At 71.3% G+C, this 6,719-nt stretch carries 5 protein-coding genes; all 5 read left to right on the top strand.

Annotated elements, in window-relative coordinates:
- Window positions 1-338 precede the first annotated feature (338 nt).
- On the top strand, window positions 339-1,547 hold the full coding sequence (locus ACTIF1_RS26425) for a porin (protein WP_439599460.1): 1,209 nt from the start codon (window positions 339-341) through the stop codon (window positions 1,545-1,547).
- Between the two features lie 167 nt (window positions 1,548-1,714).
- On the top strand, window positions 1,715-2,257 hold the full coding sequence (locus ACTIF1_RS26420; RefSeq protein ID WP_439599459.1) for a DUF3576 domain-containing protein: 543 nt from the start codon (window positions 1,715-1,717) through the stop codon (window positions 2,255-2,257).
- 102 nt (window positions 2,258-2,359) lie between these two features.
- On the top strand, window positions 2,360-5,002 hold the full coding sequence (leuS, locus tag ACTIF1_RS26415; protein ID WP_439599458.1) for a leucine--tRNA ligase: 2,643 nt from the start codon (window positions 2,360-2,362) through the stop codon (window positions 5,000-5,002).
- Window positions 4,968-5,648: an LPS assembly lipoprotein LptE gene (gene lptE / locus ACTIF1_RS26410; RefSeq protein WP_439599457.1), complete on the top strand. Its 681-nt coding sequence runs from the start codon at window positions 4,968-4,970 to the stop codon at window positions 5,646-5,648. Before leuS ends, lptE begins: the two co-directional genes overlap by 35 nt.
- Before the next feature lie 7 nt (window positions 5,649-5,655).
- Complete coding sequence (gene holA / locus ACTIF1_RS26405) at window positions 5,656-6,669, top strand: DNA polymerase III subunit delta (protein ID WP_439599456.1); 1,014 nt, start codon at window positions 5,656-5,658, stop codon at window positions 6,667-6,669.
- Window positions 6,670-6,719: the final 50 nt, after the last annotated feature.

The following is a 6,719-nucleotide window of genomic DNA, read 5'->3' as shown; positions in this document are numbered from 1 at the left end:
TGGCCCGGCAGCTGGGCCGGCCGGCCGTGGCGCTGGGCGGCCTGGCGCCGGCAACCGCGGGTCGGCTGCCGCCACGGGGCCCCGGGCGCGCGGCCGGGCTGGCGGCCATCGGGGCGCTGGCGGGCTAAGACACATTCTCATGTGGCCCCGCGGCCACACTGCCTCAACGAAGTCGCGTCCGGCCCTGCTGCGGCGTTGCCGTCCCCCGGAAGGCCGGACCATTATCCGCCCGGGCCTGACTGCTACCGGGGGGGAACCTGGTGGCGGCGTCCTGCCGAGGGGGGCAGGCGGGTCGTCGCATGCCGGGGGCCACCCGGCGCAGGAGGAGGTTTTTAGAGATGCGCAAGATTCTGCTGGGCACCACCGCGGTGGTGGGCGCCGCGCTGATGGGCATGGGTGTGGCCCAGGCGCAGGAAGCCCCGACCGTTCGCGTGGGCGGCTACTTCGAGTTCACCGGCGGCTACGTCGACGACAACTTCGACAGCGCCGCGACCACCGGCCTGCCGGCCTCCCGTTCCAAGGTCGACTTCCGCTCCGACATGGAGATCACCGTTCTCGTGCGCGGCAAGGCGGCCAATGGCCTGTCCTACGGCGCCGAGATCGAGCTGCAGATGGACAACGTCACCAACGGTGGCAGCCAGAACAGCGGCAACGGTGGCATCATCGACACGGACGAGGTCTGGGGCTTCATCTCCTCCCCGACCCTCGGCACCCTGCAGTTCGGTGACCAGGACAGCGCCGCCGACCAGCTGAAGGTCGCCGCCCCGTCCGTGACCAACCTCGGCGAGTCCGGCGGCTGGGACGAGTTCATCGCGCCGGCGGCCGATGGCACCCGCTACCTGACCACGACGATCAACGACGGCAGCGACAGCACCAAGATCATCTACCTGTCCCCGCAGTTCTTCGGCTTCGACTTCGGCGTCAGCTATGCGCCGAACCAGTACGAGGGTGAGAACTACCTGCTGCCGAACGCGACGACCAACGCGCAGCTGCAGCGCAACACGAACGTCGGCTCCATCCGCAACGAGCTGTCGGGCGCCATCCGCTACCGCGGCAGCTTCGGCAATGTCGGCGTGGCCGCCGCCTTCTCCGCGATGCGCGGCGATGCGCCGACCGCCTCCGGCGTGCGCGACCCGAACGCCTACCAGGCCGGCCTGAACGTCTCCGCCTACGGCTTCACGGTCGGTGGTCACTATGTGTGGGGCCGCTACTCGGGTTCCGCTCCGGGCCGCGCTGGCCTGGCCCCGGGCCTGGACAACTCCAACAACTGGACCCTCGGTGCGACCTACCGCTTCGGCGCGGTGCAGGTTGGCGCCTTCTTCTCGCAGGCCAAGCAGGACAACGCGCTGGTCGGCGTGGCGGATCGCGAGCAGCAGGTGTGGGGCCTCGGCGCCGTCTACACCCTGGCCCCGGGCCTGGAGACCTTCATCAACTACACCAACATCGAGGATGAGAACGTCCGCGCCTTCGGTGCGGCGAACGTGGCGGCGAACTATCGCAACCGCAACGTCGACGTCATCATCATCGGCACCCGCTTGGCCTTCTGATCCTTCCGGATCGGCAAGCCTGAAGGGGCGGCAGGGAAACCTGCCGCCCTTTTTCATGCCGGCTCGAAGCGTCGCCGGACCCCCGGCTTTGCGATCCGGCGCCGGACGGGTAAAGACGATCCCGAGAAAAGGCCCGCGACGGGCCGGGATGGGCCGGAATGGGAACGATGCGCCTGACGCGACTGATGATGGTGGGCCTGACCGGAACCCTGCTCGCGGCGTGCAGCGCGCTCGAGGGCAATGTCCGCACCCCGGGCCTCGACGAATACAGCTCCGACCGCCGGCGGGACCAGGTGCGCGGGCGCCTCGGCGGCACCGATGGCATCCTGCTCTTCGGCACCGACCGCAGCCAGCAGCGCGGCAGCGGCGCCGGCGATGCCTCCGGCATCGGCGTGAATGCCTTCCTGTGGCGCGCGGCGCTGGACACGCTGTCCTTCATGCCGCTCTCCTCCGCCGATCCCTTCGGCGGCGTGCTGATCACCGACTGGTATTCGCCCCCCGGCAATACCAATGAGCGCTTCCGCGCCACCGCCTATATCCTCGGCCGCACGCTGCGCTCGGATGGCGTCCGGGTGGCGCTGTTCCGGCAGGAGCTGCGCGGCAATGCCTGGGTGGATGTGCCGGTTGCGGCCAGCACCGCCTCCGAGCTCGAGGACCAGGTCCTGGCCCGCGCCCGCGAATTGCGCGCCCAGTCCACCGCCGCGCGCTGAGGCTGCGGCGCCAAAGGGCCGAGCCGCCGCGTGCCGCCCTTCCCAGGCCGGCACGGGGGCTCTATGCCGGAGATGAACCCCAGGCCAGCGCACCGCAGCACGATGAACGAGATGTCCACGACCCAGGATTCCGGCCAGCCGCAGCCGGCCCGGCATGATTTCGCCGCCGCGGAGCCGCGCTGGCAGGCGGAATGGGACCGCCGCGGCTGCTTCGCGGTGCCGGATGTGCCGCCCGAGGGCGCCAGCAAATACTACGTGCTGGAGATGTTCCCCTACCCCTCCGGCAAGATCCATATGGGCCATGTCCGGAACTACACGCTGGGCGACGTGGTGGCGCGCTACAAGCGCGCCCGCGGCCACCTGGTGCTGCACCCCATGGGCTGGGACGCCTTCGGCCTGCCGGCCGAGAATGCGGCGCGGGAGCGCGGCGTGCATCCCGGCGAATGGACCTACCAGAACATCGCCAATATGCGCGCCGAGCTGAAGCGCATGGGCCTGTCGCTGGACTGGTCCCGCGAATTCGCCACCTGCGACGTCGCCTACTACGGCAAGCAGCAGAAGCTGTTCCTCGATTTCTGGAAGGCCGGGCTGGTCGAGCGCAAGGAGAGCTGGGTCAACTGGGACCCGGTCGACGGCACCGTGCTGGCCAATGAACAGGTGATCGACGGCCGCGGCTGGCGCTCCGGCGCGCTGGTCGAGAAGAAGAAGCTTTCCCAGTGGTTCCTGGCGATCACCAAGTATGCGCCGGACCTGCTGGAGGCCCTGGGCGGGCTGGATCGCTGGCCTGAGCGCGTGAAGCTGATGCAGTCCAACTGGATCGGCCGCAGCGAGGGCGCGCGGGTCCGGTTCAAGCTGACGGAGCCGGTGGCGGAGACTTCCGAGGTGGAGGTCTTCACGACCCGTCCGGACACGCTGTTCGGCATGTCCTTCCTCGCCGTTGCCGCCGAGCATCCGCTGGCCGCCGCGGCCGCCACCGCGAACCCGGCTGCCGCCGACTTCGTGGCGGAATGCCGCCGCATGGGCACCAGCGAGGCGGCGATCGAGCAGGCGGAGAAGCGCGGCTTCGACACCGGCTTCCGCGTCGCGCATCCCTTCCTGCCGGGCAAGACCTACCCGGTCTGGATCGCCAACTTCGTGCTGATGGAATACGGCACAGGCGCCATCTTCGGCTGCCCGGGCCATGACGAGCGCGATTTCGAATTCGCCACGAAATACGGGCTGGAGATCAAGCCCGTCGTTCTCCCGCCGGGGGCCGATCCGGCGACCTTCACGCTGGACGGCGGCGCCTATACCGACGACGGCACGCTGTTCAACTCGGACTTCCTGGACGGCAAGCCGGTGCCGGCGGCCAAGCGTGCCGCCATCGAGAAGCTGGAGGCCCAGGGCCAGGGCACCGGGGTGGTGAACTGGCGCCTGCGCGACTGGGGCGTATCCCGCCAGCGCTACTGGGGCTGCCCGATCCCGGTCATCCATTGCGACAGCTGCGGTGCGGTGCCCGTCCCCGAAGACCAGCTGCCGGTCGAGCTGCCGCAGGATGTGGACTTCTCCCGCCCCGGCAATCCGCTGGACCACCACCCAACCTGGAAGCACGTGAACTGCCCCTCCTGCGGCGCCAAGGCGCGGCGGGAGACGGATACCTGCGACACCTTCGTCGACAGCTCCTGGTATTTTGCCCGCTTCTGCTCGCCCCAGGCGGCCGCGCCCGTCACGCAGGACGCGGTGAATGCCTGGCTGCCGGTGGACCAGTATATCGGCGGCATCGAGCACGCGATCCTGCACCTGCTCTATTCCCGCTTCTTCACCCGCGCGATGCAGGCCACCGGCCATCTGGCCGTGGCGGAGCCCTTCGCCGGCCTCTTCACCCAGGGCATGGTCCAGCACGAGAGCTACAAGGCCGCCGATGGCCGCTGGCTCTACCCCGAGGAGGTGGAGTTCAGCCTGGCCGCCGATGGCACGCGCAGCGCCACGCTGAAGGGCGGCAATGAGCCGGTGACCATCGGCCGCATCGAGGCGATGTCGAAGTCGAAGCGGAACACGGTGGACCCCGGGGCCATCATCGGCCGCTACGGCGCCGATACCGCGCGCTGGTTCATCCTCTCCGACAACCCGCCGGAGCGGGACATGGAGTGGACGGAATCCGGCGTCGCCGGCGCCTTCCGCTTCACCCAGCGCGTCTGGCGCCTGGCCAGCAACGCCCTGGCCAGCCTGCCCGCCCCCGGCACCCCGATGCCCGAGGCGACCGGCGCGGCCAAGAAGCTGCGGCAGGTCACGCACCGGACCATCCTGGCGGTCACCGAGGCGCTGGACAGCTTTGCCTTCAATGTCGCGGTCGCCCGCATCCATGAATTCGCCAATGCGATCGGCGAAGCCGAGGCCCAGGCGACGGCCGAGGGCATGGGCGCGGCGCGGCGCGAGGCGCTCGAAATGCTGGCCCGCCTCTCCGCGCCGATGATGCCGCACCTGGCCGAGGAGCTCTTCGCGCTCCTCAATCCAGACTCGGAAAAGCTGGTGGCGCAACTGCCCTGGCCGGAGGCGGACCCCGCTTTGGTGAAGGCGGAGACCATGACGCTCGCCGTCCAGGTGCTCGGCAAGCTGCGCGCCACCATCGAAGTGTCCGTCGGCGCGACCGAGGCGGAGATTTTCGCCCTGGCCGAGGCGGAGGAGAACGTGCAGCGTGCCTTCGGCGGCAAGCCGGTGAAGAAGCGGATCCATGTTCCGGGGCGGGTGGTCAATTACGTCGTATGAACCCCTGACGCGTCGCGGCCTGCTCGGCGGCCTGGGCCTGCTGGCCCTGGGCGGCTCCCTGGGCGGCTGCGGCTTCCGGCCGCTCTATGGCTCCGCCGGCCCGGGCGAGGCCGATGTGCGGGCGGAGCTCTCGGGCATCCGCGTCACCGTCATCCAGGAACGCTTCGGCCAGCTGCTGCGCCGCGCCCTGTACCAGCGCATGGGCCAGGACATCTCCGGCCCCGCCGAGGCGCGCTACGAGCTGCGCCTCTCGCCCAGCCTGCAGGCGGAAGGCATCGGCATCCAGCGCGACGGCACCGCGACCCGCGTGCGCTATATCGGCACCGCCAATTGGCTGCTGGCCCGCCCCGGCCCGCCGCCCGAAACCCTGGCCTCCGGCGTGGAGCGTGCGACGGAAGCCTATAACATCCCGCCGAACCAGTACTTCGCCTCCGACAGCAGCCGGGAGGCGGCGGAGGCGCGGCTGGCCGATCTGCTGGCGGAGCTGGTGGTGACCCGCATCGCGGTGGATTTCCGCCGCCGCTCGGCCGGCGCCGCCGGCCTCGCCCAGGGCGGCCCATCCGCGCTGCCCGCCACGCCGGCAAGCCCGGCGCTGACGCCGGTGCGGCCGGAACTGGTGCCCGGGATGACGCCGGCCCTGCGCTGACCGCGCCATGGCCAAGCTCGACCCGAAGCGCATCGCCGCCTTCCTCGACAACCCCGGCGCGACGCGCGCCGTGCTGCTGCATGGCGACGATGCCGGCCTGGCCCGCGAAAGGGCGGAACAGCTGGTCCGCGCCGTGCTCGGCGGCGCCATGGACGACCCCTTCCGCCTGGCCGAGCTGAGCCGGGAGGAGGCGGCAAAGCCCGGCGCCCTGGCCGGCGAGGCCGCGGCACTCGCCATGACCGGCGGCCGCCGCGTGGTGCGGCTGCGAGAGGCGACCGATGCCCATGCCACCCCGCTGAAGGACGCCCTGGCCAGCGCCGGGGAGGCGCTGCTGGTGCTGGAGGGCGGGGAACTCACCGCGCGATCCAAGCTGCGGGTGCTGGCCGAAGCGGCACCGGATGTGATGGTGATCGCCTGCTGGCGCGAGCGGCCGGAGGAACTGGCCGGCACCATCGGCCGCATGCTGCGCGAACACGGCGCGCAGGCGGATGCCCCGGTGCTGGGCTGGCTGGCCGCGCGCCTCGGCGAAGACCGCCTGCTGCTGCGCCGCGCGGTCGAGGTCCTGGCCCTGCATGCCGGACCGGACGGCCAGGTGGATGAGGCCGCCGCCATGGCCTGCGTGGCGGAAGGCGTCTCGGCCGACCTCGACACGGCCCTTATGGCCGCCACCGCCGGCGACGCCCTGGCCGCCGACCGGGCGCTCGACGCCGCCTTCGCCGAAGGCGCCAATGCCGTGATGGTGGTGCGCGCCACCCTCCGCCACGTGCAGCGGCTGCACGAAGCCTCCGTCGCCGGCGGCGATTCCAGCGCCCTGCGACCCCCCGTCTTCTTCCGCCACAAGCCCGCCTTCGACAAAGCCCTGCGGATCTGGCCCCCGGCCGCCCTCGAAGCCCAAGGCGCCGCCCTGCTCGAAGCCGAACGCCGCACGAAGACCACCGCCTTCCGCGAGGTCCACGAAACCCTCGCCCGCGCCGGCATCGCCGCACTGGCGCGACAGGCTGCCGGCCTGGCGCGGCGCTGAGGCGCTGCGGGGGGGGGGGGGGGGGGGGGGGCCGCGCGCCCCGCCCCGCC

The sequence above is a fragment of the Falsiroseomonas sp. genome (assembly GCF_051860665.1).
Classification (GTDB): Bacteria; Pseudomonadota; Alphaproteobacteria; order Acetobacterales; family Acetobacteraceae; genus Falsiroseomonas.
Note: the sequence above shows the minus strand (reverse complement) of the source record. Positions and strands in the feature narration are given on the sequence as shown.

Bases quoted from the DNA above. Each gene is read 5' to 3' on its own strand.
- lptE (WP_439599457.1), top strand. From the start codon at position 4,968: ATGTTCCGGGGCGGGTGGTCAATTACGTCGTATGAACCCCTGACGCGT.
- ACTIF1_RS26420 (WP_439599459.1), top strand. From the start codon at position 1,715: ATGCGCCTGACGCGACTGATGATGGTGGGCCTGACCGGAACCCTGCTC.
- ACTIF1_RS26425 (WP_439599460.1), top strand. From the start codon at position 339: ATGCGCAAGATTCTGCTGGGCACCACCGCGGTGGTGGGCGCCGCGCTG.
- holA (WP_439599456.1), top strand. From the start codon at position 5,656: ATGGCCAAGCTCGACCCGAAGCGCATCGCCGCCTTCCTCGACAACCCC.
- leuS (WP_439599458.1), top strand. From the start codon at position 2,360: ATGAACGAGATGTCCACGACCCAGGATTCCGGCCAGCCGCAGCCGGCC.